The sequence below is a fragment of the Streptomyces sp. DH12 genome (genome assembly GCF_020873895.1).
In the GTDB taxonomy this organism is placed as follows: Bacteria; Actinomycetota; Actinomycetes; order Streptomycetales; family Streptomycetaceae; genus Streptomyces.
In genome coordinates, this window is sequence record NZ_JAHWGT010000003.1 from 1 (window position 1) to 25446 (window position 25446).

Below are 25446 nucleotides of genomic sequence, written 5' to 3' on the forward strand. Positions count from 1 at the left end.
GCCCCGATACCGCCCCCGCCCCCGCCCCCGCCCCGGACCCCGGTACCGTCCCAGGCCCCGGTACCGCCCCGGGTGACGTGCCCGCTCCCGACCCGGGCGACGCCCCCGACCCTTCGGCCGTGCGCCACCAGCTCCGTCGTCTGCTGCGGGACCGGCCCGCGCGCCCGTGGCCCGGCCGTCCAGCCCGCCCCGCCCGCGCCCTGCTGGTGGGCAACTACGGCAACGGCAACGCCGGTGACGAGTCCATCCTCGCCTCCCTCGCGGACCTGGCGGGCGGCCACCGCGACCGGCTCACCGTCGTCAGCCGCGACCCGGACGCCGTCACCGCCCTCCACGGCCTGCGCGCCGTCCGCACCACGTCCCCGGGCGCCGTGGCGGCGTTCCTCCGGGCGGACGCCGTCGCCGTCGGAGGGGGCGGCATGTTCGGACGCGGACTCCCGCCGCTCGTACGGGTCCTGCCCGCCGTGCTGCTCGCCGCCAGGCTCCTCGGCAAGGAGGTCCACCTGGTCGCCCTGGGCGCGTACCCCGACACACCGCCCGCGACCCGGTACCTCCTGCGGCGCGCCGCCCGCGGCGCCGCCGCCGTGACGGTCCGGGACACGGCCACGCGCCGGGTGCTGTCCAGCGGTCCGGCGCGGCGGGTGCGCCCCGTCCTCGTGCCCGACCCGGCGACCGCACTCGCCCCGGCGGAACCCGCCCGGGTCGAGGCCGACACCGGTGTCGACCCCGCGTCCCGCCCCCTGGTGGTCAACCTCAAGGCCATGCCGGACCGTACCGCCCTGGACCAGGCGGTCGACGCGCTGGCGCGGGCGCTGGCGGCGTGGGGCGGCGAGGTGCCCGTGGTGCTCCTCGGGATGTCCGACCGGGGCGACTACGGGCTAGGGCCCGGCCACTGCGACCTCGCCCTGGCCGCCGAACTGGCGCGGCGGGCCGGCTGGTCCACCGGACGCGGGGGGCGCGCGGTGGGCGGGGGGCGACGGGTGACAGCCGTGGGGCCCGGCCTGCACCCGTCCGTCACCAAGGCGCTGCTGGGCGCCGCGCGCGGCGTGGTCGCCATGCGGCTGCACGCCCAGATCCACGCCGTCGCGCAGCACACGGCGCTCTTCGCCGTCGCCTTCGAACCCAAGTCGTTCTCCTTCCTGTCGGCCGCGGGGGTGCCGGCCCACCGGCCCGGCCGGTTCTCGACCGCCGACGTCGCGGCCTGGCTCGACGCACTGCCCCGCTGACACGGCGGAGGGCCGCCACCCCGTCGGGGGTGGCGGCCCTGGTGCGTGCCCGGCGTGCCGGCGCGGCCGGCGGGGCGGGTCAGCGGCAGTGCATCTGCTCGCGCGTGGCGACCGACGAGATCCGCCTGTCGAGCGCCAGTTCCTTCAGCCGCGGCTCGCTGGAGTACGCCTGGAGGTCCGCGCAGCGCCCGCGGAAGTCGGAGTCCTCGTAGAGGTGGACCGCCTTGCGGGTGTTGTTGAAGACCGAGGACGCGCGGTCGTCGGCGCTCCGGTCCATCTCGTAGACCGTCCCGTAGTAGGCCCAGACGGCGCCGCCTCGCGGGTTGTCCCGGTTGAAGTTCTCGAACTCGTACAGGCAGTACGCGTCGACCGGGCAGACGGCCAGGCCGCGGCCGCGCAGCGTCTGGTCCGGCGGCTCCTCCGCCGCCGCGACCGCGGAGGCGGTGGCCGGCAGGAAGGCGGCGGCGGCCAGGGCGACGCCGAGCACCGAGGCGAGGCGCGAGCGGCGGGGGGTGGGGTTGGTGCGCATGTGGTGTCTCCTTCTACTGGTTCGGTGGGTGTGCGGGGTCCTTCCCGGGGCCCGCCCCGCGGGGCGGCGGCCGGGTCCGTGCCCCCGGAGGGACGGCCTCAGGAGCGGCAGGACAGGGAGGGCAGCGTCGACGTGGACGAGATGCTGTCGGCGATGTCCAGGACGCGCAGGTCGCGGTGGACCGAGAAGGGCGGCAGGGTCAGGCACTGGGTGGTCGAGTGCAGCCAGTCGCGGAAGACGCTGACGGTGCCGTCGGTGTTGTTGTAGATCGAGGCGGCCGCGTCGTGTCCGACCGGCAGGGACTTGAAGGTGCCGGTGAAGTACCAGATCTTGCCGCCGTTCGGGACGTCCTTGTTGAAGTCCGCGTGGTCGAACAGGCAGTACGTGTTCTCGGGGCAGGCGTCCGGGCCGATGCCGGTCTTCTCGCCCCAGGTGGCGGCCGGAGGGCCGATCTCCGCGACCGCGGGCGCGGCGGCGGCTCCGGCGCACAGGAGAGCGGCTCCGGCGGCCAGGGCCAGCCTGCGCAGTGAGCTTCCCATGGGAGGGTCCTTCCTCTTGGAGGTCGCGGCCGGTGGCCCGGCCGCGCTTGCTCCCAGGAGAAGGCTCCGGCCGGGGACGCGCCAAGGAACGGCCGCCCGCACGGGCCGACATGGCCAACGCCCCGGCCCGGCCGTCGGCGGCCTTCCCGCCGCGGCGGGCGTGCCGCGGGACTGCCGCGGCCCCGGCGGCACGGCGGCGGCCCGGACCCTCACGGGGCCCGGGCCGCCTGCCGTTCCCGCGCCGGGACGGGTGTGGCGCTCGCCTACTTCTCGGTGCCACCCGGCACGTTGTACTCGCTGTCACCGCGGGCGAAGGCGGGCGAACCCAGCTCGAAGGTGGCCTTCAGCTGGGTGCCCGGCTTCACGTCGCTGTTCACCTTGGTGGTGACCCACAGCTTCGCCTTGACCCGCGGGTCGATGTTCAGCGGCACCTCGTCGCAGGTCAGCTTCGTCTTGTCGGCGGAGCGGACGCACTCGTGGCTCGTCTGGCCGCCGTTGACCCACCACGACAGCTTGGTGCCGGCGATCAGCGTGCCCGGCCCGGCCGTCACCACGACCGGCTCTGAACCGATGCGCCGCGCACCGGTGTTGGTGACCTTCACCGCCGGGTGGGCGAACTCGCCGGGCTTGGTGGCGCCGGCGCCCTCCGACGTCACCTCGGCCGTGTGCCGCACCGGCGGGGCCGCCAGGTGGTCCACCGCCCACAGCTTCGCGTTGCCGCTGCCGTTGGTGGTCAGGTGGAGGCGGCCCTTCTCGTCGAGCGCCAGGCCGTCGGCACCGTCGAGGTTGACGGCCACGTCCGACGTGGCGCCCGTCTTCAGGTCCACCTTGACGATCTTGTCTCCGTCGTGGGAGGCGACGAACGCCTGGCCCGCTCCGTCGAGGACCAGTCCGTCCGGGTCCTTGAGGCCGCTGGCGACGGTGGTGAGGCGGCCCGACTTCAGCTCCACCCGGTAGAGCTTGTCGTCGTCGTAGGTGGTGACGTAGGCGTTGCCCGCGTCGTCGAGCTTGAGGCCGACCGCGTCGATGTTGGTGGCGACCTTGACCGTGGCGCCCGTCTTGAGGTCCACCTCGTACAGGGTGTTGTGCGAGGGCGAGGAGACGTACGCCTTCGAGCCGTCCCCGCTCACGGCCACGCCGTAGGGGTCGCTGATCTCGGAGGTGACCGTGGTGAGCCGACCGTTCGCCAGGTTCAGCTCGTGGAGCTTGTCGGTGTCCTGGTCCGTGACGAACAGCGTGTCCTTCCCGTGCAGGGCGACGCCGTAGGCGTCGAGCTTCTCCTTCACCTTCTTCTTGGTGCCGGAGGCCACGTCCACCTCGTAGACGATGTTGTCGTAGGCATCGGCCACGTACGCCTTCCCGCCCTGCGGGTCCACCGCCAGCCCCTGCGGGTTGCCGAAACCGCTCGCGACCTCGAAGCAGGCCCGCGCGGGGCAACGGTAGGCGGGGGACTCCGCCGCCGTGACCGTGCTCGCGCCCGCGGTGAGGACGGCCCCCGCCGCCAGTGCGGTGGCCAGGGCGGTGGTGCTCCGCCGGTAACGCTTACCCATGTCCGACTCCCATCGGTCCGTCCGTGCCGCTCCCTGCGGCACGCTCGCAGGATGCGGCGCGGGGCGATACGAGCGGAATGCCGGGAAAGGGACGCTGGCCGACCTGGCGGGTCGACCCGCCACCCGGGCCGCCTCAGTCGCCGGTCATCAGGAGGGCGAGCTCCGCCCGCAGCCGGTGGAGCGGGTGGCCGAGGTCCAGTCCGGTGAGGTGCCGGACGCGGCGCAGCCGGTACTCCAGGGTGTGACGGTGGACGAACAGGCTCCGTGCCGCGGCCGCCGTGCACATGCCGTGCCGGAGGTAGGCCGCGAGGGTGGCCAGGAGGTGGGCGTGCCGGCGCTCGTCCCGCAGCGGGCCCAGGCACTGCGAGAGGAAGGTCTCGCGCTCCCGGTCGCCCTGCGACAACACGCTGAGCAGGGGCATGACCTCCCCCGCCTCCAGGTTGTCGAGCCGGTACGCGCGGGCGACGGCGAGCGTCTGCAGCGCCGTACGGTACGCCTGCGCGGTGTCGCCGTCCCGTACGGGGGCCACCGCGTACACGGCGCGCAGGGCGTCGCACGCGGGCGGGGCCGCCCGGTACATCACGAGGCGGCCGCCGAGCGCGGCGGTGAGCGCGCGCGGGTTGTCCGCGCGGAGCCGGGCCAGGGCCGGGCCCAACTCGGCGTCCTCCAGTACCCCGCTCACCAGGCAGTGGGTGAGGCCGGCGGCGGCGTCCTCATGTGCTGCCCGCGGCGCGCCCGCCATCGGCCGTTCCCGACCGCCCGCCGCCGATCCGTCCGGGGCCGCCGGGGCGGGCCGTTCCCCGCCGCCGCCCGCCGCCGCGACCAGTCGTTCCTCCCGGGGGCCCGGTGCCCTGCTCGCGGTGGCGCCGGCAAGGGAGCGGACGACTCCGGTGAGTTCGTCGTCCCCCGTCGGTGGCAGCTGTTGTCCGGGGGGACATGCGCTGAGCATGGCTTCACCTCTCACTCGACTGTTCTGGCGTGACGTGTGGGGGGAGGCGCCGTACCCGTGCCCATCCACGGGGCAGGCGCGGCGCCTCGGGCGCCGGTCACTACGATAAGTGACTTCGGTCACTGATTGTGAGGGCCAATCGAGTGTGTTAGCGAAGTGGGCAGAGGTGATCGGCCGTCAGGCGGACCGCTGCCGGGGCACGGTCCACCCCGACGACCGGCTGAGGATGAGCGTGAGTTCGGCCCGCATGCGGTCGAAGGCGTTGCCCAGGTCCAGCCCCGTCAGGTTCTCGATGGTCCGCAACCGGTAGGTGAGCGTGTGCCGGTGGACGTACAGGCTCCGCGCGGCGGCGGTGACGCAGAGGTTGTGCGCGAGGTACGTGCTGAGCGTCTCCAGCAGGTAGCGGTGGCGCACGTCGGTGTGGAGCGGGCCGAGGCACGCGGCGACGAACGTCTCGCGCTCCTCCGGCGGCAGGTCGAGGGCGGCGATGAGCGGGAGCGCCTGGCGGGTGTCGACGCGCACCCCGTAGTGCCGGGCGACGATCGCCGCCAGGGCCGCCCGGCGCGCGGCCCGCGCGGTGTCGCCGTCCTCGATCGCCACCACGCCGTAGGGGCCCAGCACGTCGGGCATGTTGGGGTGCTGGTGGGTGAAGGCGGTGACGTTGGTCCCCGTGACGGCGATCAGCGCCTGCGGGTTGGCGGCTCGGAAGCGCTGGAGGGCGGCCTTGGCGCCGTGGCCGAGCTGGGTGGCCGCCAGGCACCACCGGGGGGCCGGTGCGGAGCGGGAGGTGGTGCAGGACCTGGCCGTTCCCGCCGGGGCGGACGTGTGGGACGGGCGGGCCGTGCGTGTCGGGTGCTGCGCGGGATGCGCGGAGCGGTTCGGGTGCGCCGGATGCGTCGGGTGGGGCGGGTGTACGGGATGGGACGCGCATGCCTGATGGGCCGTGCGCGATGTGGACGCCGGCGGACGCGGGTGGTGCTCCGGGCCGTCGGTGCAGGAGTCGGCGGCGTCCTCCGCGGGGGTGCGGTAGTACCGGACGACGGCGGCGGTCGCGATCCGCAGGGCCTCCAGGGCCCGTTCGCGCAGGACGTGCGGTGCGGGTCCGGGCCCGGCCGCGCCGGGCGCCTCGCCCGTCATCGCGTGCAGCAGGACGGTGGCGCAGGCGTGCTGCTGGAGGACGGCCTCCTCGCACCGCAGGCCGAGGGCGGCGTGGGCCGTCGCCCGGGCCTGGAAGACACGCTCCACCTCCTCGGCCGACGGCGGGTCGGCGAGGGCCACCGTCCACACGCGGAGGTCGTCGCCCACCACCCGCTCGTGGTCCGGGCGGATCGGCATGCCGGTCAGCGACGGATCGGCCAGGACCTCCCTGGCCAGCTCGGCGGTCCGCTCGTCGAGAGCGGGGACGGCGTCGTCGGCGGCCGGGTCTTGTCCTGCGGTGGCCGCGGCGTCCGGGCGTTCCGTGAATTCCATGGGTGACTCCCTGTGGGGGGTACTGCGTTCGTCAACCAGCCTGGGTTCATCCGTCACGGAAGAGCAATGGACACTGTGCAGCAAACCATGGTCGGGGAAAGCGACACTTTCCGACACCCTGTCCCAAGCCCGCTGTTCATCCCGCGGCGATTCCACGCGGCTCGCATGAACGACGCAATCCCCGGGAAGCACTGCTGGGTTGCCGACCCCCAGGGCCTGTCCCGGCGGTCGGGTCGCCGCCGGCCGGGTACGCGGGGCGGCCTCGGGCGGCCGGTAGGGCCGGGCGTGGGCGAAATCCGGTGGGGAATTTCCCGCGAAGGAAGTGAGGAAAGCATTCTGCAAGGAATGGCGACCCGTATTGCGGAAGTCGGCGGCGGGTGATTTCCCGCCGTGCCCTTCCCTTCCCTTCCCCCTCCCGTGCTCCTGCCGTGTCCTGGACGCGTCGGCTGCCGGCGGGGTGCGGGGCCTCAGAGGCGGGACAGTTCGCGGCGCATGCAGACGCGGGGCCACCGGTCCAGGCCGTGCGCCGCCTCGGCGTCGCGGATCCGGCGCAGGCCCTGCGTCAGCTCCGCCTCCACCAGGACGCGGAAGCCGATGCGGGCGTAGTACGGCGCGTTCCACGGTACGTCCCGGAACGTCGTGAGCGTCAGCGCCGCGACGCCCCGGCCCGCCGCTTCCGCCGCCAACGACTCGATGAGCGCCCGCCCCAGCCCCCGGCGGGCGGCGTCCGGGTGGACGCTCACCTGCTCGATGTGGGCGGCGCCGTCCACCTCGTCCCACAGCAGGTACGCCACGGCGGGACCCCCCTCGTCGCCGACGAGGGCCCGGCCGGAGGCCCGGTACTCCTCCAGGGAGGCGAGCGGCGGCGGGGCGTCGTCGGCGACGGCGTCCATGCCGAGGGCGCGGAACGGTTCGCCGGCGGCGAGCTCCACGTCCCGCAGGCGCGGCAGGTCGGTCCGGTGGGCGGGGCGGATCCGCACGGTCACGCCCCGCGCGCGAGGAGGTCGTCGGCGGGGGAGTTGACCGGCTGGGGCATGCCCGTGAGGTCCATGACGAACAGGGGCAGCCCCACCCCGTCGGCGCGGGCGCGGGCCTTGTCCTCGTACCCGGCGAGGGAGAAGCACACGGCGACCGCCGCCGCGGCCAGTCCTTCCAGCCACAGGCACTCCACGGCGCGCAGGGAGACGGGCCGGGTGGTCGGGTCGACCTGCGCGACCAGTCCGGGCCCGCGCAGCTCGATGCCGGTCGACACGGCCGCGCGGCGCTCCTCGGGCTGGACGACCTCCCGGAAGCCGAGCCACCGCAGGTACAGCGCGGCCGTGCTCACCGCGTCCCGGGCGGTGCGGATGGTGACCGGGTGGAAGGCGGGACGGATGACGGGCGGGGGCGGGGCCGGTACGGGGGCGGCGGCGCGGACCGTGGAGACGCCCGTGGTGGACGCGGTCGCCTCGGGAGGCCCGGCCGGCTCCTGGCCGGCGCTCGACGCCCCGGAGCCACCGGAGCCGCCGCCGACGCCACTGGCGGTACCGCCGGCGGCGTCCCCGGCGGTCGCCGGTCCGGCCGCGGTGGCGTCGGGGCCGGTCACCGCGTCGGGGCCGGGCGCGTCGGGGCCGGTCGGCCCGCGCTCGCCGGCGGACCCGCGCCGGGCGGCGGACCCGGCCGAATCCCCTCCCGCGGACGCGCCCGCGGACCTGTCCCGTCCGGCGGACGTGCCCCCGGGCCGATCCCGCTGCTCCGGTGCGCCCCCGGCCGCATCGCGTCCCGCGCGGTCCTGTCCGGTGGGCCTCCCCGCGGCCGGGTCGCGACCCGCCGCACCGGCGTCCTGGGGGTCGAAGCGCACGGCCGCACCGGGTCCGCCCAGTGCCCCGGGCCCGCCCGGCCCGCAGAATCCGCCCGTCCCACCGCCCCCACCGGGGCGCGGCGCCGGGCCCGTCGCCGTGACCGGCCGTACCGGAATCCGCAGCACGGCCCCGCAGGGGCAGCCGAGCTCCGGCTGCGGCCACTGGCCCAGTCGGCGGCAGGCGCCGCAGCGGACGGTGACCCACTCGTCGGTCCAGGTGCGGCGCGTGATCGGCTCGGCGGGGGCGCCGCGCACCAGGGGAGGCGCCACCGGCGCCCCGCAGGCGCACGGATAGACGGGTGCTGTGTACGCGTGTGCGCGGCGGCAGGCCGGGCAGCGCACCGGCACGTTCTCTCCCACGGCGATCGGCCCCCTTCTTCGCGCCCCCCATGGTCCACCACGCGCCCGCGCTTGGGGAGCCATTCGGCCATCCCTTGACGGGTTCCGGCGACCCCGCCTACATTGCTTCCGTATAACAGAAACAGTATTCCGCAATACGGAAGACGAGAACGGATCGACGCTCTCAGGTGGCGCGACAGAGCCGGATCCGCCAGGCCGAAGCAGGAGCACCCATGCCTCGAATGACCGCCGCCCGAGCGGCAGTTGAGATCCTCAAGCGCGAAGGCGTCACCAACGCGTTCGGTGTGCCGGGCGCGGCGATCAACCCCTTCTACAAGGCCCTCCAGGCGGGCGGCGGGATCGACCACACCCTCGCCCGCCACGTCGAGGGCGCCTCGCACATGGCCGAGGGGTACACCCGCACCCACCCGGGCAACATCGGCGTCTGCATCGGTACGTCCGGCCCCGCCGGCACCGACATGATCACCGGCCTGTACTCGGCCATCGGTGACTCGATCCCGATCCTCTGCATCACCGGCCAGGCCCCCACCTCGGTGATCCACAAGGAGGACTTCCAGGCCGTCGACATCGCGTCGATCGCCAAGCCGGTCACCAAGGCGGCCACCACCGTCCTGGAGGCCGCGCAGGTCCCCGGCGTCTTCCAGCAGGCGTTCCACCTCATGCGCTCCGGACGCCCCGGGCCGGTCCTCATCGACCTGCCGATCGACGTGCAGCTCACCGAGATCGAGTTCGACCCCGACACGTACGAGCCGCTGCCGGTCTACAAGCCGGCCGCGACCCGCGCGCAGATCGAGAAGGCCCTCTCCCTCTTCCTGGAGTCGGAGCGCCCGGTCATCGTCGCCGGCGGCGGCATCATCAGCGCCGACGCCTCCGACCTGCTGGTCGAGTTCGCCGAGCTGACGAACACACCGGTCATCCCCACCCTCATGGGCTGGGGCACCCTCCCCGACGACCACGGCCTCAACGCCGGCATGGTCGGCGTCCAGACCTCGCACCGCTACGGCAACGCGAACTTCCTGGAGTCGGACTTCGTCCTCGGCATCGGCAACCGCTGGGCCAACCGCCACACCGGCTACAAGCTCGACGTGTACACCCGGGGCCGGACGTTCGTCCACGTCGACATCGAGCCCACCCAGATCGGCAAGATCTTCGCCCCGGACTACGGCATCGCCTCCGACGCCAAGGCGGCCCTGGAGCTCTTCGTGGAGGTCGCCAAGGAGCTGAAGGCGGCCGGCAAGCTCCCCGACCGCTCGGCGTGGGTCGCCTCCACGCAGGAGCGCAAGGCCACGCTGCTGCGCCGTACGCACTTCGACAACGTGCCGCTGAAGCCGCAGCGCGTCTACGAGGAGATGAACCGGGCGTTCGGCCCGGAGACCCGCTACGTCACCACCATCGGCCTCTCCCAGATCGCCGGCGCGCAGATGCTGCACGTGTACAAGCCGCGCCACTGGATCAACTGCGGCCAGGCCGGCCCCCTCGGCTGGACCATCCCCGCCGCGCTCGGCGTCGCCAAGGCCGACCCCGAGGCGCAGGTCGTCGCGCTCTCCGGCGACTACGACTTCCAGTTCATGATCGAGGAACTGGCGGTCGGCGCGCAGCACCGCATCCCGTACGTCCACGTCCTGGTCAACAACTCCTACCTGGGCCTGATCCGCCAGGCGCAGGCCGGCCTGGACATCAACTTCCAGGTGAACCTGGAGTTCGAGAACCTCAACTCCCCGGAGCTCGGCGTCTACGGCGTCGACCACGTGAAGGTCGTCGAGGGCCTCGGCTGCAAGGCGATCCGCGTCACCGAGCCCGACCAGCTGCTGCCGGCCTTCGAGGAGGCCAAGAAGCTGGCCGCCGAGTACCGGGTGCCGGTCGTCGTGGAGGCGATCCTGGAGCGGGTCACCAACATCTCGATGAGCCGCACCATGGACATCAGCGACATCACCGAGTGGGAGGAGCTGGCCACCGAGCCCGGCCACGCCCCGACGGCGGTCCGCCCCCTCGCCTGACACACCCGTCACACGGGTGGCCCACGGCTCCCGTCCCCGGCACGACCGGGGGCGGGAGCCGTGGCGTTTCCCCGGCCCTCCGGGGCGGCCGTGCCGGGTCCGCGCGCGACAACCCGCGAATCCGGGGTACCCGCCTCCCATGGCAGAGGTAGTGGACGCTGACGAACTGCTCCGCCGCATCCGGGTGACCCGGGACTGGGCGCACCGGCAGGAGCAGCAAGCACCGGACGAGATGACGGCGGCGGCGTACGAGGCGGTCCGGAGGGCCCTGGACAAGCTGATCGACCCGTCCTCCCACTAGGTCCCGTCCGGAAGGTCCCGCCCGGGCCGCGACCCGGACGGCGCCGATCTCCGGACAGGAGCCAGGACCTGCCGCGCACCGCGGACGGATGGGCGGCAGCCGTGGCCGCCGTGTGCGGAGGACGGAGCCCCGGCCCTCCGGCGCCGTCGACGGCCCCCAGCCGGGCGGTACGGGCCCCGCCCGCGCGGGCCGGCGCGGAGCCTGGCGGGCGGGTGCGCGGCCGGGTCCTCGGCAGGCCCTCGGCACCCCCATGCCCGCCGCGCCCTCCGGGCGGGCGGCGAGCGCCGGCGCGCCCGGCCGCCCCGAGCCGACCACGCCCCGAGCCGGCTGCGCACCGCCCGCGTACCCGCGCCCGCCGTCCCGGCTGCGCACCGCCCGCGTACCCGCGCCCGCCGTCCCGGCTGCGCACCGCCCGCGTACCCGCGCCCGCCGTCCCGGCCGCGCACCGCCCGCGTACCCGCGCCCGCCGTCCCGGTCGCGCACCGCCCGCGTACCCGCGCCCGCCGTCCCGGTCGCGCACCGCCCGCGTACCCGCGCCCGCCGTCCCGGTCGCGCACCGCCCGCGTACCCGCGCGCCCGGCGCCCGCCCGCGCACTCTCCCGTCGCCCCGCCCGCTCCCGGCCCGCGCCGGACATGGCTCGACGCCGGACGTGGCTCCGCGCCGGACACGACTCCGCGCCCCCCGCAGGAGCGGGGGGCGCGGTGCGTGGAAACCGTCCGACGGTGCGAGGCTGGCGCGACAGGACGTTCGCGCCGCCGGACGGCGTCATGGGGGAGGTTGTGGGACCGCGGCGGTGACCCCGGGATCCGGGCGCCCCCCTTCAGGTCAAGGAGACGACCGGCTCCGCTCACCACCGCACTGGCGTGTACACCGCCGCGGTCCTCACCTGTCCGTACCCGCGGCCACCCCTCATCCGGGCCACGGTCCGGACCGCGTACGGCGGCCGACCTCCCGTCAGCCGCCGTACGCCGTCAAGGCGTCGACGTCGTCGGCGCTCAGTCCTCGCGCAGGGCGCGGACGGCCTCCTCCACGCGCCGGCCGTACTCCGGGTCGGCGGCGTGGAAGTGGGCGAGGTTCTTCTCGATGACGTCCTCGCGGGACACCTGGGACAGGCCGCCGGCGATGTTCGCGACGAGGCGGGACTTCTCGTCCTCCGACATCAGGCGGTACAGCTCGCCCGCCTGGAAGAAGTCGTCGTCCTTCACGTGCGCCGGGGCCGCGTGGGTGCCGGTGTACCCGGCGACCGCCAGCGGGGCGGAGAGCGCCGCGTCGGTCTGGGACGGGCCGGCGTAGGAGTTGGGCTCGTAGTTGCGGTCCTGGCGGGCGCCGTTGCGGGTGGCCATGAGGCCGTCGCGGCCGTAGTTGTCCGCAGCGGCGGCCTTCGGGGAGTTGACCGGCAGCTGCGTGTGGTTGACGCCGAGGCGGTAGCGCTGGGCGTCCGCGTAGGCGAACAGGCGGCCCTGGAGCATCTTGTCCGGGGACGGGCCGATGCCGGGGACGAAGTTGTTCGGCGAGAACGCGGCCTGCTCGACCTCGGCGAAGACGTTGTCCGGGTTGCGGTCGAGGACGAGGCGGCCCACCCGCTGCAGCGGGTAGTCGGCGTGCGGCCACACCTTGGTCAGGTCGAACGGGTTGAAGCGGTACTCCGCCGCCTCGTGCGCCGGCATGATCTGCACGTACAGCGTCCAGGACGGGTTCACGCCGCGCTCGATGGCCTGGAGCAGGTCCGTCTGGTGCGAGTTGGCGTCCTGGCCGACGATCTCGGCGGCCTGCTCGGACGACAGGCAGCGGATGCCCTGGTTCGTCTTGAAGTGGTACTTGACGAAGAACGCCTCGCCCTGCGCGTTCGTCCACTGGTAGGTGTGCGAGCCGTAGCCGTTCATGTGGCGGTACGAGGCGGGGATGCCGCGGTCGCCCATCAGCCAGGTCACCTGGTGCGTCGCCTCGGGGGCGTGCGCCCAGAAGTCCCAGACGTTGTCCGGCTCCTGCTTGCCCGTGAACGGGTCGCGCTTCTGCGAGTGGATGAAGTCGGGGAACTTGATCGGGTCCTTGATGAAGAACACCGGGGTGTTGTTGCCGACGAGGTCGTAGTTGCCCTCCTCGGTGTAGAACTTCACAGCGAAGCCCCGCGGGTCGCGCACCGCGTCCGCGCCGCCGAGCGAGTCGGCGACGGTGGAGAAGCGGAGGAACAGCTCGGTGCGGCGGCCGACCTCGCCCAGGAAGTGTGCCCGGGTGAAGCCGGTGACGTCGTCGGTGACCTCGAAGTGGCCGTACGCGCCGGAACCGCGGGCGTGGACGACGCGCTCCGGGATGCGCTCCCGGTTGAAGCGGGCGAGCTTCTCGATCAGGTGCTGGTCCTGGATGAGGAGCGGGCCACCGACACCGGCGGTGGCGGAGTTCTGGTTGTCGGCGACCGGGGCGCCGGACTCGGTCGTAAGCACGCGCTTCGCCATTTTCGTCGGTTGACCTTCCGTGCGGAGCTGCTGGCGGGTGCTCAGGAGCGTAGGTACGCCCCGAGGAGAACGTCAACAGTTTGTTGAAAGCGGAGAAAGGGATTCCGGGCGGCGCCGACGCCTGGGCGCGACAGGACAGGTTGTCAGCGCCGGCGCCGTCCGGAAGTCGGGCCCGACCCGGGCCGGTCAGGAGCGGGAATCCGGGTCGGGAGAACAGGGGGTGGTGCGGGTCAGACCTGCGAGCCGGAGAGGCGCTCGACGGCGCGCAGCAGGGCCGAGTGGTCCAGGCCGCCGTCGCCCTGGGCGCGCAGGGAGGCGACCAGCTGGGCGACCACGGCGCCGACCGGCAGGGCGGCTCCGACGTTGCGGGCCGCGTCGGTGACGATGCCCATGTCCTTGTGGTGCAGGTCGATCCGGAAGCCCGGGGCGAAGTCGCGGTCGAGGAAGTTGTCCTTCTTGCGCGTCAGCACCGTGGAGCCGGCGAGGCCGCCGTTGAGGACGTCCAGGGCGGCCCGCAGGTCGACGCCGGACTTCTCCAGGAAGACCACGGCCTCGGCGCACGCCTGGATGTTCACCGCGACGATCAGCTGGTTGGCGGCCTTCACCGTCTGCCCCGACCCGTGCGGGCCGCACAGGACGATGGTCTTGCCGAGCGCCTCCAGCAGCGGCAGCGCCGCGTCGAAGTCGGCCTGCTCACCGCCCACCATGATGGAGAGCACGGCCTCGATGGCGCCGGCCTCGCCGCCGGACACGGGGGCGTCCAGGACGCGCACGCCCTTGTCGGCCGCCGCCTTGGCGAGGTCGACCGAGGTCTGCGGCGTGATCGACGACATGTCGATCAGCAGCGTGCCCTCGCGGACGTTCTCCAGGATGCCGTCCGGGCCGTAGGCGATGGCCTCCACCTGCGGCGACGCCGGGACCATCGTGATGACGACGTCCGCGTCGCGGACGGCCTCGGCGATCGACGCCGCGGCGGTGCCGCCGGCCTTGGCCAGCCGGTCCAGCTTCTCCCGCTCCAGGGTGTAGCCGGTGACCTGGTAGCCCGCCTTCAGCAGGTTCTCGGACATGGGCGAGCCCATGATGCCGAGTCCGATCCACGCGACCTTGGGGAGGGTGGTCATGAGGGTTCCTCTTTCCGTGCTCGTAACGGGGGTCAGTCGGCGGCGCGCAGCGGGCGGGGCAGCCAGTCGAAGGCGTCCGCGCCGGGGCGGTCGCCGGACTTGTACTCCAGGCCCACCCAGCCGTCGTAGCCGGCGCCGCGCAGTCGCGTCAGCAGGCCGGAGAGGTCGAGGTCGCCGGTGCCCGGAGCGCCGCGGCCCGGGTTGTCGGCGATCTGGACGTGGCCGGTCTTCGCCGCGTACGCGTCGATCACCGCGTCGAGGTCCTCGCCGTTCATCGACAGGTGGTACAGGTCCAGCAGGAACTTCGCGTTGCCCAGCCCCGTCGCCTCGTTGACCCGGTCGACGACCTCGATGGCGGCCGGGGCGCTCACCAGCGGGTAGCGGGGCGACTCCGGCTTGTTGAGGGCCTCGACCAGCAGGATCGCGCCGATCCGGTCGGCCGCGCGGGCCGCCAGGGCCAGGTTCTCCAGGGCGAGCGCGTCCTGGGCGGCCGGGTCGACGCCGTCGACGCGGTTGCCGTACAGGGCGTTGAGCGCGGTGCAGCCGACGGAGGCGGCGAAGTCCGCGGCCACCTCGACGTTGGCCCGGAAGCGGTCGGACTCCTCGCCCGGTACGGACAGGGCGCCGCGGTCCGGGCCGGGGAGCTGCCCGGCGTAGAAGTTCAGGCCGACGAGCCGGGTGCCGGCGTCGTCCAGCGCCTTCTTCAGCGCGTCCAGTTCACCGCGCGGGGGCGTCGGGGTGTCGATCCAGGGCCACCACAGCTCCACCGCGGTGAAGCCCGCCGCGGCGGCCGCCGCGGGGCGCTCCAGCAGCGGGAGCTCGGTGAAGAGGATGGACAGGTTCACATCGAAGCGCTGGGCCTTGCCTGCGTCTTCCGAGAAGCGGGCCATGAGGGCGGCGCTCCTTCCGTATTGCGGAAGTTGGTTTCTGCGTGATGGAAGAGTGCAAGTGGAACGCGGTCCTTGTCAAGGGGCACCCGCCAGGTGGACGACGCCGCGCGCGGCGCTACCGTGAGCCCATGGAGCGATTGAGGGTCGAGTTCACGACCGAGCCGTTCGACCTCGACGAGGCACCCGCCCACGCGGTCGTCGCGCGCGAGGTCATCCAGGGCGCCCAGCTGGACGCCGTCGACGTCGGGCCGTTCGGCAACACCGCGGAGGGCCGCCCCGAGGCCGTGCTCGCCGCCGTGGACGCCCTGCTGCGCCGCTCCCTGGAGGCCGGGGCCACCCGGGTCTCGCTCCAGGTGAACGTCATCGGGAAGGGCGAGCGGTGACCGCGCCGGGCGACCACCCGCTGGTCACCGCCGTGAAGCCGCTCGTCGACGCCATGGGCGGCCGGGTGCTGCCGCCCGCGGAGGCGGGGCCCGACGACGTGGTGCTCGCCTGGGAAGGCGAGGAGGTATTCGCCGTGCGGCTGCCCCAGCTCGCCGACTCCCTGGAGCACATCCTGGCCGCCCTGGAGCGGCGCCACGGGATGCCGCTGTCCGCGCTGGACCGCAAGGCCAAGCAGGAGGTCGTGCGCGGCCTGGAGGCGCGCGGCGCGTTCTCCGTGCGGCACGGCGTCGAGACGGTGGCCGGGGCGCTGGGCGTCAGCCGGTTCACCGTGTACAACTACCTGAACAGGGAGAACGGCGCCAGGAACCCGTCCGGGAAGTAGCCCCGCCCCTCCGGCGGGACCGCACGGACGGGCGCCCGGGGGCAAGACGAACACCAGCCGTCGTCCGGATGTCCGGGCGGCGGCTTTCGTGCCACAGGATTTTCAACAAAGTGTTGACGTGGCGTCGCCGCAGGGCGTTAGCTATCCGCAGCCCGTCCGACGACAGCGAAAAACAGCCACGGAGGCTCCCGTGACTTCGAGTACCTCGACACCGGGCCTCTCCCGGTTCAACACCTCCCCGGACGGCGAAGCACTCGCCGCCCTGCACGAGGTGTGCGCCAGCTCGGCGTGGGGGGCCGCGCTGCTCGCCCAGCGCCCCTACGCCACCGCCGAGGACCTCTTCCGCGCCAGTGACGCCGCCATGGCCGAGCTGACCGCCGAGGACCTGGCCGAGGCCATGGCGGGGCACCCCCCGATCGGCCGGCCCAAGCCCGGCGACCCCACCTCCGCCCGCGAGCAGCGCGGCATGGCAGGGGCCTCCGACGAGCTCAGGGCCGAGCTGCTCGAACTGAACCTGGCCTACCAGGAGAGGTTCGGCCACGTCTTCCTCATCTGCGCCACCGGCCGGACCGGCGAGCAGATGCGCGACGCCGTCCGGGAGCGGATCGTCAACACGCCCGAGCGCGAACGTGAGATCGTCCGCGCCGAACTGGGCAAGATCAACAGGATCCGGCTCAACCGTCTGGTGGAGGAAGACCCCGCATGAGTACCGACACGACCGCATCGGTGTCCACGCACATCCTGGACACCAGCGCCGGCCGCCCCGCCGAGGGCGTCGCCGTCTCCCTCGCGGCCCGCGCCGGCCGCGCCGCGGAGTGGGTGGCGCTCGGAGCCTCCGCGACCGACGCGGACGGGCGGTGCAAGGACCTCCCGGCCCCGCCGGCAGGCACGACCCACGTACGCCTGGACTTCGAGACCGAGGCGTACTTCGCCAAGAAGCAAGCCGAGGCACAGCAGGACGCCCCCGCGACACGGGACAGCGGCGTGTTCTTCCCCGAGGTGGCGATCACCTTCGCCGTCGTACCGGGCGAGCACTACCACGTACCGCTGCTGCTCAACCCGTTCGGCTACTCCGTTTACCGAGGGAGCTAGCAGCCACCATGCCCACGATTCTCGGCCAGAACCAGTACGGCAAAGCAGAGAACCGCGTCGTGAAGATCACGCGGGACGGCGCGACCCACCACATCAAGGACCTGAACGTCTCCGTCGCCCTCTCCGGCGACATGGACGACGTGCACTACTCCGGCTCCAACGCCCACGTCCTGCCGACCGACACCACCAAGAACACGGTGTACGCGTTCGCCAAGGAGTACGGCATCGAGTCCGCCGAGCACTTCGGCATCCACCTGGCCCGCCACTTCGTGACCAGCCAGGAGCCCATCCACCAGGCCCGGATCCGGATCGAGGAGTACGCCTGGGAGCGCATCGCCACGTCCGACGCCAACTCGAAGTTCATCGGCGCCGACGAGGTCAAGCACTCCTTCGTCCGCAAGGGCCAGGAGACCCGCCTCACCGAGATCACCTACGACGGCGAGAAGTGGCAGGTCATCTCCGGCCTGAAGGACCTCGTCGTCATGAACTCCACCAACTCGGAGTTCTGGGGCTACGTCAAGGACCGGTACACCACCCTCCAGGAGGCGTACGACCGCATCCTGGCGACGCAGGTGGCCGCGCGGTGGCGGTTCAACTGGACCGACGACGAGCAGCGCCCGCCCCACTGGGAGAAGTCCTACGAGCAGGTCAGGAAGCACATGCTCCAGGCCTTCGCCGAGACCTACTCCCTGTCGCTCCAGCAGACGCTGTACCAGATGGGCTCGCGCATCATCAACAACCGTTCGGAGATCGACGAGGTCCGCTTCAGCCTCCCGAACAAGCACCACTTCCTCGTGGACCTGGAGCCCTTCGGCCTCAAGAACGACAACGAGGTCTACTTCGCGGCGGACCGCCCCTACGGCCTGATCGAGGCGACCGTCCTGCGCGACGGCGCGGACGCCCTCATACCCGTCGACATGACCAACCTCTGACCCCCGCGCACGGCCGTCCGCCCCACCCCGGCGGGCCGGGACGGACGGCCGGCCGGTCAGCCCCACTCCACCACCTCGGCACCCGCGGCCACCGGGCCGCGGCACTCAAATCCCCCCAGGGTCCTGCCGTGCCCGCCCTCGCCACCCCAACCCAAGAAGGACGCACCATGGCACCTTCGGCAGCCCAGCGCATCGTCATCGAGAACTGCGCGATCGCGACCGTCGACGCCCAGGACACCGAGTACGCCTCGGGCCACGTCGTCATCGCGGACAACAGGATCGAGTCGATCGGCGCGGGACGGGCCCCCGAGGGCCTCACGGACGTGGTCCGCCGCATCGACGGGACCGGGCACCTCGTCACGCCCGGCCTGGTCAACACCCACCACCACTTCTACCAGTGGATCACCCGCGGCCTCGCCACCGACCACAACCTCTTCGACTGGCTCGTCGCGCTCTACCCCACCTGGGCGCGGATCGACGAGCAGATGGTCCGCGCGGCCGCCCAGGGATCCCTGGCGATGATGGCCCGCGGCGGCGTCACCACCGCCATGGACCACCACTACGTCTTCCCCCGCGGCTCCGGCGACCTGTCCGGCGCGATCATCGGCGCCGCCGCCGAGATGGGCGTGCGCTTCACCCTGGCCCGCGGTTCCATGGACCGCAGCGCCAAGGACGGCGGCCTGCCGCCGGACTTCGCGGTCGAGACCCTCGACGGCGCCCTCGCCGCGACCGAGGAGACCGTCCGCGCGCACCACGACGCCTCCTTCGACGCGATGACCCAGGTCGCCGTCGCCCCCTGCTCGCCCTTCTCCGTCTCCACCGAACTGCTCCGGCAGGGCGCCGAACTCGCCCGCCGCCTCGGCGTGCGCCTCCACACCCACGGCTCGGAGACGGTCGAGGAGGAGAAGTTCTGCCACGAGCTGTTCGGCATGGGCCCCACCGACTACTTCGAGTCGACGGGCTGGCTCGGCGAGGACGTGTGGATGGCGCACTGCGTCCACATGAACGACTCCGACATCGAGGCGTTCGCCCGGACGCGGACGGGCGTCGCGCACTGCCCCTCCTCCAACGCCCGCCTCGCCGCCGGCATCGCCCGCGTACCCGACATGCTTAAGGCCGGCGTACCCGTCGGCCTCGGCGTCGACGGCACCGCCTCCAACGAGTCCGGCGAACTCCACACCGAGCTGCGCAACGCCCTCCTCGTCAACCGGCTCGGCGCCCACCGCGAGGCCGCCCTCAACGCCCGCCAGGCCCTGCGCCTCGGCACGTACGGGGGCGCCCAGGTCCTCGGCCGCGCCGAGCAGATCGGCTCCCTCGAAGCGGGCAAGCTCGCCGACCTCGTGCTGTGGAAGCTGGACACGCTCGCCCACGCCTCCATCGCCGACCCGGTCACCGCGCTGGTCTTCGGCGCGGCGGCCCCGGTCACCGCGTCGTTCGTCAACGGCCGGCAGATCGTCGAGGACAACCGCCTGCTGACCGCCGACGAGAACGCCATCGCGCGGTCCACCAGGGACGAGGCCCAGCGCCTCGCCCGCATCGCCGCCCAGGGCTGAGCCCCGGCGTCGATCCACGAAGTCCGGCCGGGGGGGACGGCCCCCGGCCGGTCACCGCGGACCCGAGCGGGGTCCGCGGGAGCCCGACCGGGGGGTGCCGTACCGCATCCGGTACGGCACCCCCCGGGACGGTCCGCGCGCCCGCACGTGCGACAACCCCTCCGGCCCCGGCCGACGGCCCCGCCGCCGCACCCTCCGACCGCGACGCCCCTCGTCGCCGCACCCCTCCACCGCCGCACCCCCTCACCGACCTCCCGCATCACCTCAGCACCTCCCTGAAACCCGTGTCACACCGCCGACGCGTTAACCGACCGGAGGAACCCCGTGGCCGCCATGCCCAGGTCCCACAATGATGCAGGCAACCAGACCCCCGCCCACAGCACCGACCGCCCCGCCCCCAGCACCGCTCCCGACCCCGGTCCCGACGCACCCGGCGCCCCCGACCCCGGGACCGCCCCCGCGGGCGGCAAGCACCCGGTCGACGAGACGCTCCCGCCCCTGCGGATGGTCACCAGCGGCCTCCAGCACGTGGCCGCCATGTACGCGGGCGTCGTCGCCCCGCCCCTGATCGTCGGCGCCGCCGTCGGCCTCTCCGCCACCGAGCTGACCTTCCTCACCGGCGCCAGCCTCTTCACCGCCGGCCTCGCCACCTTCCTCCAGACCCTCGGCGTCTGGAAGATCGGCGCCCGGCTGCCCTTCGTCAACGGCGTCACCTTCGCCGGCGTCGCCCCCATGCTCGCCATCGTCGACACGACCGAGGACAAGGCCGACGCCCTGCCCGTCATCTTCGGCGCGATCATCGTCGCCGGCCTGCTCGGCTTCCTCGCCGCCCCCTGGTTCAGCAAGCTCGTCCGCTTCTTCCCCCCGGTCGTCACCGGCTCGGTCATCACCCTGATCGGCGTCTCGCTGCTCCCGGTCGCGTTCGGCTGGGCGCAGGGCCCGAACCCCGCCGCCGACGACTACGGCTCCACCACCTACCTCGGCCTGGCGGCGGCGACCCTCCTCATCGTCCTCCTCATACGCCGGTTCACCCGCGGCTTCGTCAAGCAGGTCGCCGTCCTCATCGGCCTCGTCCTCGGCACCCTGCTCGCCATACCGTTCGGCGTCACCGACTTCACCCCGGTCCTCGACGCGGACCTGGTCGGCTTCCCCAGTCCCTTCCACTTCGGGGCCCCGCAGTTCGCCGTCGCCGCGATCATCTCCATGTGCGTGGTGATGCTCGTGTCCATGACGGAGTCCACCGCGGACATGCTCGCCCTCGGCGAGATCGTCGACCGGCCCGCCGACGAGCGGACCATCGCCGCCGGCCTGCGAGCCGACACCCTCGGCTCGGCGATCAGCCCCCTGTTCAACGGTTTCATGTGCAGCGCCTTCGCCCAGAACATCGGCCTCGTCGCGATGACCCGGATCCGCAGCCGCTTCGTCGTCGCCGCGGGTGGCGGCTTCCTCGTCCTCATGGGGCTCTGCCCCGTGGCGGCGTCCCTGATAGCCGTGGTGCCGCGCCCGGTGCTCGGCGGCGCGGGCGTGGTCCTCTTCGGATCGGTCGCCGCGAGCGGCATCCAGACCCTGGTCAGGGCCGGTCTGGAGAAGGACAACAACGTCCTCATCGTGGCCGTGTCGCTGGCCGTCGGCATCATCCCCATCACGGCGCCGCGGTTCTACCACGCGTTCCCGGAGACCGCGAAGATCATCCTGGACTCGGGGATCTCGACCGGCTGTGTCGCCGCCGTCCTGCTCAACCTCGTCTTCAACCACCTCGGAGGCGGCGCCCGCCGCGACTGCGACGAGGTGACGGCGCCGATGGAACCGGGCGACGACATCACCGAGACCCGCGCCACGAAGCCGGCCCCCGCCCACTGATCCCCTCCTTGGCGGCGGGTACGGCCGCCGGTACCGGCGTCCTTCACGGGTCCGGCCCCACGCGCCTTCGTCGCGTGGGGCCGGACCCGCCGCCGTACGCGCCGGAACCCGGACCCGCCGGCCCGCCGGACCGCACCAGGTCGGGCCGCACCAGGTCGGACCGCCCCACCGGCCGGCCCGGGCCGGGTTCATCCGGCGGCGGGTCCCTCCCACGCCATCAGGTTGCTGAACAGCTCCGCCTGCTCGATCGCGTCGTCCCGGGCGTGGTGGGTGTGCCGGCGGCTCGACAGGAGTTCACGCGGCATCCTCCGCTTGGCGACGGCGCGCAGCGGCACGCGCGCCTTGGTCGCGTACAGCGTCTTCATGTCCAGGCACCCGGAGTGCCCGAACGGGCTGCCGCCGGTGAAGCGGATCAGGTACCAGTACAGGAACGTCCAGTCGTACGACGCCGGGTACCCGCACATCACCGGCTGCGCGTCGTCGCTCACCTGCCGCACCCAGGCGGTGAACTCCCGCATCGCGCTCCGGGGGTCGGCGCCCTCGATCCGCAGCCGGTCCCGGTCGAGGCCGCTGACGGCGAGCGCCTCCGGGACGAAGTCGTTCGCGACCGGCCGCAGTTCGCGGTAGAAGGTCGCCGCCTCGGGGTCTGCCGGCGTGTAATCGTCGGCGTCCTGCCGCCCCGCGACGGCGGCGCCGACGCTGAGCATCGAGTACGGACCGGGAATGGGGCCGTCCGCCTCGATGTCGACGGAGATGTACAGACTGGGGCGGGGACGCTGGACCATGCCGTGGAGCATGCCACGGCGGACCTCCGTTCCCCACTGGATATAGCCGCACGCCCCGGTACGGGCGGGGAGCTATCCGGTGCGGCCCCCCGCTCGGGTGGCGCCCGCCGGCCAGTCCGGCCGGCGCCCGCTGAGGCCGATGACCCGGTCCAGGAGCGGCGCGCCGTCCGGTACGGGCACGGGCGGGCCGAACGGGCCCTTGCCGTCGACCCGTTCGGCGGCGGACGGTGCCTGGAACGCGTACGACACCCGCAGCTCGTCGTCGTCCGGCGCGTACGGCAGGCCGGTCGCCCGCGCCAGGTCCCAGCCATGGACCAGCAGCTCGTCGAAGGCGACCAGCCCTGCCACGCTCCCCGGCAGTTCGACGCCGCCCGCCCGCGTCACGCCCTCCCAGGCGCCCGGCTCCCGCCACGCCTCCGCCAGCTCCTCCAGCCGCCGGGGGATCGAGGTCCGCCACTCCTCCGCGAGCACCGGCCGCGCGTCACCGGGATCCGTGTCCGTGGTCGGCCCGAACTCCTTGCGCGCCGTGTCCCGGAAGGCGAGGGCGAGCCCGCCGATGTGGGCGAGCAGCTCCCGTACCGCGTAGTCGGGGCAGGGCGTGGGCAGGTCGAGCCACCTGTCCTCGGTCCGGGACACCAGCCCGGCGACACGGCGGGCCACGGGCCCGAGGTCCACTCTCTCGATCGATGTCTCCATACACGTGCAGACCGCCGCCACCCCCGGAACTCATCGCTGCCTCCGCTCCTCCTCCAGGCGCCGCCGCCCCTTCGGCGGTCACCGCCCTCCCCGTCCCCCCTCCAGGCGCCGCCGGCACTCGCCGGTGAGCCACGGGTAGGCCCGCGCGATCGCCACATAGACCCGCTGCCGCAGCAGCCGCTCCGCCTCCGCCCGCCCGGAGGCGGCGAACAGGCCGTCCAGCAGGGCGTCGTACGACCGCAGCGCGCTTCGCAGGTAACCGACCTGCCATCGCGCCAGGTCCCCGGCCGCCCCGTCGTCCTCCCCGGTCCCGCCGACCTCCCGCCGGTACCGCACCGCCCGCCGCTCCAGCTCCGCGGGCGACAGGATCGGCACCCGGATCGGCTCCGCCCGCAGCGTCGCCAGCACCGCCCGCCGCCTCCGCTCGGCCGCCGCCCGCACTCCCGCCGTCCCGCCGGCCCGCGCGCACGACCCGAACTCCCGTGTCCGCTCGACGGCCTCCACCCGCGCCAGCAGGTAGAGCCGCACGGGCGCCCCGACGCCCCGCCGCGGATCGCGCCCCTGCACGTCCGGCTCCCCCAGCACGTCCCGCACCATCCCGTCGGTCCACCCCCGCGACCGCAGCCCCTCCAGGGACACGAAGGTCGTACGATCCGTCACGATTCCCCCTTGTTCGACTACTCAGAGTGACGAATCCAGTGAAGCGCATCCCACTGACAACACCTGCCGACGGCCCGCCCGGGCTCGTACGGGACGCCGCCGTCCGTCTCCGGCCCCGTACGGCGGGAGCCGGCCCGGGACGTGACGGGGCGGGCCCTCCCAGCCGGCCGGGCGCGTGCCGCCGATAGCCTCGTGGCCGCGAACCGACGACTTGGGGGAGAGTTGCAGAGGGCACGGTACGACCAGAGGGTGCTGACCCTGGTGGAGGTGAGGGGCCCGGAGCGGGACCACGACGAGGCGCAGGAGTGGTTCGGGCGGCGCGATTGGCCCGTGCTGGGCCGCTGGCCCTTCGGCGAGGGTCCCACGGTCGGGGTCCTGCGGGCCCGTCCCGACAGCGTCGTGTTCCTCGTGGAGGTGCGGTTCTTCGGGGCGCGCAACGCGCGGACCGGGCAGGCCGCCGCCTGGCGCGTCGACGGCCTGGCCAGGACCGCCAAGCTCCGGATGTACGTACGCCGTACCGAACTCGTCGACCCGGACCGGGAGCTCCTGCCGCACTGGCGGGTCGTCACGACGCGCCACCGTCCGGCACCGCCGCCGGCCCCCCGCACCCGAACGTCGGCCGCCCGCTTCCGCCTCCGCGCGCGCCGCGCGCGGATCACGGAGTCCCTCGGCCGTCACGACACCGGCGAGTTCGCCTCGGGAACGCCCTCGGAGGCCCGCAGGCTCGCCCGGCTGGCATTGGAGCCCGGCGCGCCGCCGCCGGCCGGCGTGGACGTCCGGCCGACCGACGGCAGGGGGCGGAAGGACCGCCCCCTCGACCGGGAGGAGCAGATCGAGCGCGGGGTGCTGCGGCTCGCCCCCTGGCTGGGCCTGTGGCTCCTCGCCACGTTGCTGGCGCGCGCGGCGCATGGCGGGGTGGTGGTGTTCTGGCTGCTGGTGACTGCCGGCTCCCTCCTCGGCGTCCTGCGCGCGGCCGGCCGCATCACCCCGCACCGCAGGGCGGAGGGTCGCGTGGCCGGTGTGGTCGCGGCCGCCGTCCTGGCGGTGCTGCTCCACACCGACTACCTGTCAGGAACCTCCGTCGCGCTCACACCGTTCCAGGCACTGGTCGTCTGCGGGACGCTGTTCACCGTCGCCGGGTGCTATCTGCTGGTGCGGCAGTGGACCTGGGGCGACTGGCTGAGCTGGGGGGCGCCCCTGGTGGGGTCGCTCGTCATCTCCGGTGTCGTCGCGTCCGGTTCGGTGCTCCATGCCTTCTACGCGGACGGACTGGACCTCAACCCGCAGGACCTCGACGTTCCCGGACTGTGGCAGGCGGCCTCGGCTGTGAAGCTCCTCGGCTTCCTGGCCCTCGTCCTCCTGGCGCCGGCGGCGTGGGGCATGATGAAGCACTTCCACCGCATCCCCCCGCGTGACGGCTCCAACGTCGCGCTGTACGCCCTGTTCCTCGTCGCGATCGTGGCGAGCGTCGGCGGCCTGGCGGCCCAGTCGGCGGCGAGCGCCGCCGAAGCCACCAAGGCGGCCGCTCACGACCGCCGCACCCCGCCCCCGTACTTCGGCGTGAAGCCCAAGTGGACTTGCGTCCGCCCCGTCGTCGCGGCGGACCGCCTCCCCACCGACGGCGGTGTCCTCGCCTCCCCGGCGACGCGCCCCTACCTGCTGATCTCCGTCGCCGGCGGCAACGCGGTCCTGTGGGACGCCGACGCCGTCCCGGAGCCGGGCGCCTTCAAGGTCCCCGCGAACCGCGTCCAGCTCGTCCCGGCGCCCTCCCCGGACGCCGACTGCCGCCCGGGAAGGCCGGAAGGCGCGGGCCGGCTGTGACCTCCCGGGCCACGGGAGTGCGCTGTTCCTCCGTGACCCACTCGCGGAGCTTCTC

Annotated in this window: 24 protein-coding genes and 1 pseudogene; 11 read left to right on the forward strand and 14 right to left on the reverse strand. The window is 73.6% G+C overall.

Annotated elements, in window-relative coordinates:
- On the forward strand, positions 1 to 1226 hold a 1226-nt coding region (locus LPA54_RS03185; protein ID WP_228973535.1), incomplete at its 5' end, for a polysaccharide pyruvyl transferase family protein.
- Between the two features lie 79 nt (positions 1227 to 1305).
- Here LPA54_RS03185 and LPA54_RS03190 read toward each other — a convergent pair.
- The 8 genes and pseudogenes from LPA54_RS03190 to LPA54_RS42825 form a co-directional block, all read right to left on the reverse strand.
- Complete coding sequence (locus LPA54_RS03190) at positions 1306 to 1755, reverse strand: peptidase inhibitor family I36 protein (protein WP_228973536.1); 450 nt, start codon at positions 1753 to 1755, stop codon at positions 1306 to 1308.
- Between the two features lie 98 nt (positions 1756 to 1853).
- The gene (locus LPA54_RS03195; RefSeq protein WP_228973537.1) at positions 1854 to 2294 is read right to left on the reverse strand and encodes a peptidase inhibitor family I36 protein; all 441 of its coding nucleotides are present in this window, start codon (positions 2292 to 2294) and stop codon (positions 1854 to 1856) included.
- Between the two features lie 263 nt (positions 2295 to 2557).
- Positions 2558 to 3844 carry a hypothetical protein gene (locus tag LPA54_RS03200; RefSeq protein WP_228973538.1) on the reverse strand — a complete coding sequence of 429 codons (1287 nt, stop codon included), beginning with the start codon at positions 3842 to 3844 and terminating at the stop codon, positions 2558 to 2560.
- Positions 3845 to 3977: 133 nt separating this feature from the next.
- Positions 3978 to 4793, reverse strand: coding sequence for a CdaR family transcriptional regulator (locus LPA54_RS03205; RefSeq protein WP_228973539.1), 816 nt, complete (start codon positions 4791 to 4793; stop codon positions 3978 to 3980).
- Positions 4794 to 4970: 177 nt separating this feature from the next.
- Positions 4971 to 6263 (reverse strand): CdaR family transcriptional regulator, encoded by a 1293-nt coding sequence (locus LPA54_RS03210; RefSeq protein ID WP_228973540.1) that lies wholly within the window; start codon positions 6261 to 6263, stop codon positions 4971 to 4973.
- A 467-nt stretch (positions 6264 to 6730) separates the two neighbouring features.
- On the reverse strand, positions 6731 to 7249 hold the full coding sequence (locus LPA54_RS03215; RefSeq protein WP_228973541.1) for a GNAT family N-acetyltransferase: 519 nt from the start codon (positions 7247 to 7249) through the stop codon (positions 6731 to 6733).
- Positions 7246 to 7848, reverse strand: coding sequence for a hypothetical protein (locus LPA54_RS42820; RefSeq protein ID WP_228973915.1), 603 nt, complete (start codon positions 7846 to 7848; stop codon positions 7246 to 7248). The genes LPA54_RS03215 and LPA54_RS42820 overlap by 4 nt, the downstream gene beginning before the upstream one ends.
- Positions 7849 to 8202: 354 nt before the next feature.
- A pseudogene (locus LPA54_RS42825) lies at positions 8203 to 8463 on the reverse strand (hypothetical protein); the annotation flags it as partial.
- Positions 8464 to 8675: 212 nt separating this feature from the next.
- Here LPA54_RS42825 and gcl point away from each other — a divergent pair.
- Complete coding sequence (gene gcl / locus LPA54_RS03230; RefSeq protein WP_228973542.1) at positions 8676 to 10460, forward strand: glyoxylate carboligase; 1785 nt, start codon at positions 8676 to 8678, stop codon at positions 10458 to 10460.
- 139 nt (positions 10461 to 10599) lie between these two features.
- Positions 10600 to 10761 (forward strand): hypothetical protein, encoded by a 162-nt coding sequence (locus tag LPA54_RS03235; RefSeq protein ID WP_228973543.1) that lies wholly within the window; start codon positions 10600 to 10602, stop codon positions 10759 to 10761.
- 996 nt (positions 10762 to 11757) lie between these two features.
- Here the strand turns inward: LPA54_RS03235 and LPA54_RS03240 are convergent.
- The 3 genes from LPA54_RS03240 to LPA54_RS03250 form a co-directional block, all read right to left on the reverse strand.
- Positions 11758 to 13215 (reverse strand): catalase, encoded by a 1458-nt coding sequence (locus LPA54_RS03240; protein ID WP_228973544.1) that lies wholly within the window; start codon positions 13213 to 13215, stop codon positions 11758 to 11760.
- A gap of 230 nt (positions 13216 to 13445) precedes the next feature.
- Complete coding sequence (locus tag LPA54_RS03245; protein ID WP_228973545.1) at positions 13446 to 14336, reverse strand: 2-hydroxy-3-oxopropionate reductase; 891 nt, start codon at positions 14334 to 14336, stop codon at positions 13446 to 13448.
- A gap of 32 nt (positions 14337 to 14368) precedes the next feature.
- The gene (locus LPA54_RS03250; protein WP_228973546.1) at positions 14369 to 15226 is read right to left on the reverse strand and encodes a TIM barrel protein; all 858 of its coding nucleotides are present in this window, start codon (positions 15224 to 15226) and stop codon (positions 14369 to 14371) included.
- Between the two features lie 128 nt (positions 15227 to 15354).
- Between LPA54_RS03250 and LPA54_RS03255 the strand changes: the two genes are divergently transcribed.
- From LPA54_RS03255 to LPA54_RS03285, 7 genes are all read left to right on the forward strand, one after another.
- Positions 15355 to 15609 (forward strand): hypothetical protein, encoded by a 255-nt coding sequence (locus LPA54_RS03255; RefSeq protein ID WP_058940227.1) that lies wholly within the window; start codon positions 15355 to 15357, stop codon positions 15607 to 15609.
- The gene (locus tag LPA54_RS03260; RefSeq protein WP_228973547.1) at positions 15606 to 15992 is read left to right on the forward strand and encodes a helix-turn-helix domain-containing protein; all 387 of its coding nucleotides are present in this window, start codon (positions 15606 to 15608) and stop codon (positions 15990 to 15992) included. Before LPA54_RS03255 ends, LPA54_RS03260 begins: the two co-directional genes overlap by 4 nt.
- A 190-nt stretch (positions 15993 to 16182) precedes the next feature.
- Positions 16183 to 16698 (forward strand): 2-oxo-4-hydroxy-4-carboxy-5-ureidoimidazoline decarboxylase, encoded by a 516-nt coding sequence (uraD, locus tag LPA54_RS03265; RefSeq protein WP_228973548.1) that lies wholly within the window; start codon positions 16183 to 16185, stop codon positions 16696 to 16698.
- Positions 16695 to 17084 (forward strand): hydroxyisourate hydrolase, encoded by a 390-nt coding sequence (uraH, locus tag LPA54_RS03270; protein ID WP_228973549.1) that lies wholly within the window; start codon positions 16695 to 16697, stop codon positions 17082 to 17084. The genes uraD and uraH overlap by 4 nt, the downstream gene beginning before the upstream one ends.
- A gap of 8 nt (positions 17085 to 17092) precedes the next feature.
- Entirely contained in the window at positions 17093 to 18016 is a 924-nt protein-coding gene (pucL, locus tag LPA54_RS03275; protein WP_228973550.1) for a factor-independent urate hydroxylase, read from the forward strand.
- A 167-nt stretch (positions 18017 to 18183) separates the two neighbouring features.
- Positions 18184 to 19569 (forward strand): 8-oxoguanine deaminase, encoded by a 1386-nt coding sequence (locus LPA54_RS03280; protein WP_228973551.1) that lies wholly within the window; start codon positions 18184 to 18186, stop codon positions 19567 to 19569.
- 504 nt (positions 19570 to 20073) lie between these two features.
- On the forward strand, positions 20074 to 21429 hold the full coding sequence (locus LPA54_RS03285; protein WP_228973917.1) for a nucleobase:cation symporter-2 family protein: 1356 nt from the start codon (positions 20074 to 20076) through the stop codon (positions 21427 to 21429).
- 188 nt (positions 21430 to 21617) lie between these two features.
- On the opposite strand, the gene LPA54_RS03290 is transcribed toward LPA54_RS03285, so the two are convergent.
- The 3 genes from LPA54_RS03290 to LPA54_RS03300 form a co-directional block, all read right to left on the reverse strand.
- Entirely contained in the window at positions 21618 to 22214 is a 597-nt protein-coding gene (locus LPA54_RS03290) for an exonuclease (RefSeq protein ID WP_228973552.1), read from the reverse strand.
- 72 nt (positions 22215 to 22286) lie between these two features.
- Complete coding sequence (locus LPA54_RS03295) at positions 22287 to 22910, reverse strand: TIGR03086 family metal-binding protein (protein WP_228973553.1); 624 nt, start codon at positions 22908 to 22910, stop codon at positions 22287 to 22289.
- Between the two features lie 78 nt (positions 22911 to 22988).
- Entirely contained in the window at positions 22989 to 23570 is a 582-nt protein-coding gene (locus tag LPA54_RS03300) for a hypothetical protein (protein WP_228973554.1), read from the reverse strand.
- A 249-nt stretch (positions 23571 to 23819) separates the two neighbouring features.
- Here LPA54_RS03300 and LPA54_RS03305 point away from each other — a divergent pair, with 249 nt between their 5' ends.
- Complete coding sequence (locus LPA54_RS03305) at positions 23820 to 25391, forward strand: NnrS multi-domain protein (protein WP_228973555.1); 1572 nt, start codon at positions 23820 to 23822, stop codon at positions 25389 to 25391.
- Positions 25392 to 25446: the final 55 nt, after the last annotated feature.

Coding starts and splice junctions, on each gene's coding strand:
- LPA54_RS03190 (WP_228973536.1), bottom strand. CDS start 1,755: ATGCGCACCAACCCCACCCCCCGCCGCTCGCGCCTCGCCTCGGTGCTC.
- LPA54_RS03195 (WP_228973537.1), bottom strand. CDS start 2,294: ATGGGAAGCTCACTGCGCAGGCTGGCCCTGGCCGCCGGAGCCGCTCTC.
- LPA54_RS03200 (WP_228973538.1), bottom strand. CDS start 3,844: ATGGGTAAGCGTTACCGGCGGAGCACCACCGCCCTGGCCACCGCACTG.
- LPA54_RS03205 (WP_228973539.1), bottom strand. CDS start 4,793: ATGCTCAGCGCATGTCCCCCCGGACAACAGCTGCCACCGACGGGGGAC.
- LPA54_RS03210 (WP_228973540.1), bottom strand. CDS start 6,263: ATGGAATTCACGGAACGCCCGGACGCCGCGGCCACCGCAGGACAAGAC.
- gcl (WP_228973542.1), top strand. CDS start 8,676: ATGCCTCGAATGACCGCCGCCCGAGCGGCAGTTGAGATCCTCAAGCGC.
- LPA54_RS03235 (WP_228973543.1), top strand. CDS start 10,600: ATGGCAGAGGTAGTGGACGCTGACGAACTGCTCCGCCGCATCCGGGTG.
- LPA54_RS03240 (WP_228973544.1), bottom strand. CDS start 13,215: ATGGCGAAGCGCGTGCTTACGACCGAGTCCGGCGCCCCGGTCGCCGAC.
- LPA54_RS03245 (WP_228973545.1), bottom strand. CDS start 14,336: ATGACCACCCTCCCCAAGGTCGCGTGGATCGGACTCGGCATCATGGGC.
- LPA54_RS03250 (WP_228973546.1), bottom strand. CDS start 15,226: ATGGCCCGCTTCTCGGAAGACGCAGGCAAGGCCCAGCGCTTCGATGTG.
- LPA54_RS03255 (WP_058940227.1), top strand. CDS start 15,355: ATGGAGCGATTGAGGGTCGAGTTCACGACCGAGCCGTTCGACCTCGAC.
- uraH (WP_228973549.1), top strand. CDS start 16,695: ATGAGTACCGACACGACCGCATCGGTGTCCACGCACATCCTGGACACC.
- pucL (WP_228973550.1), top strand. CDS start 17,093: ATGCCCACGATTCTCGGCCAGAACCAGTACGGCAAAGCAGAGAACCGC.
- LPA54_RS03280 (WP_228973551.1), top strand. CDS start 18,184: ATGGCACCTTCGGCAGCCCAGCGCATCGTCATCGAGAACTGCGCGATC.
- LPA54_RS03285 (WP_228973917.1), top strand. CDS start 20,074: ATGGTCACCAGCGGCCTCCAGCACGTGGCCGCCATGTACGCGGGCGTC.
- LPA54_RS03290 (WP_228973552.1), bottom strand. CDS start 22,214: ATGGTCCAGCGTCCCCGCCCCAGTCTGTACATCTCCGTCGACATCGAG.
- LPA54_RS03295 (WP_228973553.1), bottom strand. CDS start 22,910: ATGGAGACATCGATCGAGAGAGTGGACCTCGGGCCCGTGGCCCGCCGT.